The organism is Arsenophonus nasoniae DSM 15247, assembly GCF_000429565.1.
In the GTDB taxonomy this organism is placed as follows: Bacteria; Pseudomonadota; Gammaproteobacteria; order Enterobacterales; family Enterobacteriaceae; genus Arsenophonus; species Arsenophonus nasoniae.
This window is the reverse complement of record NZ_AUCC01000185.1, coordinates 1-2,178: the sequence shown is the minus strand read 5'-3', so window position 1 is coordinate 2,178 and position 2,178 is coordinate 1. Positions and strand designations below refer to the sequence as shown.

Here is a 2,178-nt window from a genome sequence, read left to right as displayed (position 1 = left end):
GGATATTTATTACCGGTATGGGCAATATCAATGCGAGGAACCGCAACTATTTTTCTGCCACCTTTAAGAAAACGCTGATCGAATTGAAAGCTGTTTTTTTTAAAATCAACTTCTTCTGAATGGATAACAAAGCCGAATGATTGAAGAATATTATCTATTTCTCCGCCATCATGATAAATATTAAATTTGGGGATTAGCATCTTATCACTCCAACGCAATTTCTATTCTAACCTGCCCCTTTTCGTCATAAAGACGTAATCCGGTGCCATCAAAGGTAAATCGACTATCTTTACTATTCGAGTTCATCTCAAAGCGATTGTTTTTAGCATCAAGGATGAATCCAGATTTTTCAGGTAGGTAGTTTTTGGATTGTATTTTGTCGATAACGACAACGCTATTGAGCCAAGCTTCATTAATGAACGCTTCATTAATAAAAACCTGTCCGTCTTGCAGATACATAAATAAATCCATTTTCCCGTTGCTAGGATTATAAAAAGCAAATTGTTGCGCATTAAACCCCATCACAGTGGTTACTTTTTCGTTTTTTAATTCCGCACCTATCACCATTCCTGCATCGTAAGAAACGCCATCATAAACAATCTTAACCAAGTTAGTGAAAGTTGCAGAAGCCTCGCCTTTTTTCATGTCATACTTAGCTTGTAGCGAATTCTGAGCGGCTGCCCATGACTTATCCGCTGTCGCTCTGACTTGATGGATAGACTCGGCTAAGGCTTTAGTCTCGGTTACCACATAATTGTCAACCCTGACGATTTTCGCCTTCATCTTGCCGTTTTGACGCATGAAGTACTGCGTATTGCCGTTGAGTCCCTTCGCGTTTTCCAGTATGGCCTCTGTGCTGCTATCTATTCCTTTCTTTAGCTGTTTAATGGCTTCCGTATCGTTAATTTTTTTGTCTATTTCATCAAGAATATCGCTCGCTACGCTATTTGGAAAACCTGATGCTTCAACAAACGCCGATTTACCGTAACTGTTTATCGTGCGAATATAGAAAAAATATTCATGACCAACTTTAAGATTTTCCTGTGTCCAACGTTGGCCCTGGCCGATTTTCTTTGCATTCGTGATAACTTCATTCTCAGACTTATCTTTCAGTTTTTTGTCGCTAAACCAGAATTCAAAGTTACTGCCATAGGCCGCTGAATCGGCAATTGTCGGCACGACCGTTAATGAAGACATACCCGGAGTAACAGACACGCTAACAGGGGAGGGCGGCGCTTCAATCGCAAAATCAAGAATAGTAGGCTGAGAAATTGCGCCAGCCGCGTCAACTGATCTGACTTCAGCACGGTAAGTGCCTCTCGGTAGCCCTGCAATATCAACCCGCTCTCCTGGAACCTGAATTGTCTGTATGACCTGACCATTTTCAATAACATTAACGGTGTTATACCGAACATCTGCTGCGGTGTTTTCCCAGCTCAAATAACCCTGTACAACATCGCCAATCGTCGTTGGCACAAAAGCCAGATTTATAGGTGGGGCGACTCCCCCTATGGGTAATTCAGTAAACGGCGGGGCTTTAGAAGGTTTACCGATAATATCTTCGTAAATATAAGCACCGTCTTCCTCTAACAGAATTTCTACGCCCTCTTGCGGGTGAAATTTCCACTCTGCTATACGAAATTCAGCATCCTTAATACCAAGACTGGGTAAGTTAAGCAAAACAACATCACCAGGCCGATAAGCATAACCATCCAGATTCATGGTAAGCTGAACCCTGCGACCCGCGCGCTTTTTGCGTAAATAAAGATTGGCTAAACGCTGTGCCTGATAAGGACTGGTGACAAAGCGATAATCGATATTTTCTTTAATTTCCAGCCCGTCTTCATCAACCCACTCCTGTACAATCACCGGCGGGAAATCTGTTTTGATATATTGTTGCTCAGCATCAATAAACGTACCGTATATCGCATTAGTCGCTTCGCGCAGGGACAATTCAGGGGTAATATTGACGGTATCAATGATTTGGTTGGCTTCAATACGCAAAGTAGCCGGTCCGTTATAAGACTGCATTAAAATGCCGTGCTTACCCGCGATATAAGTGGGTTCTGCCGCAATGCATTTGTGCATATTATCTAGCACTGAGGCGGGTGACTCGGATAAATCATAAGCACCGTTCAGGGTATAGCGGGGTTCAGTACCATCCGCCGTTTTAGTCGA

The 2,178-nt window shown here is 42.7% G+C and carries 2 protein-coding genes; both read right to left on the bottom strand.

All coding sequences use genetic code 11. The features are described from left to right. Window positions 1-200 (bottom strand): hypothetical protein (locus G468_RS0117215; RefSeq protein WP_026824061.1); only part of this gene is annotated, 200 nt, incomplete at its 3' end. Between the two features lie 4 nt (window positions 201-204). Beyond that, window positions 205-2,178 (bottom strand): phage tail tip protein J-related protein (locus G468_RS21765; protein ID WP_155847029.1); only part of this gene is annotated, 1,974 nt, incomplete at its 5' end.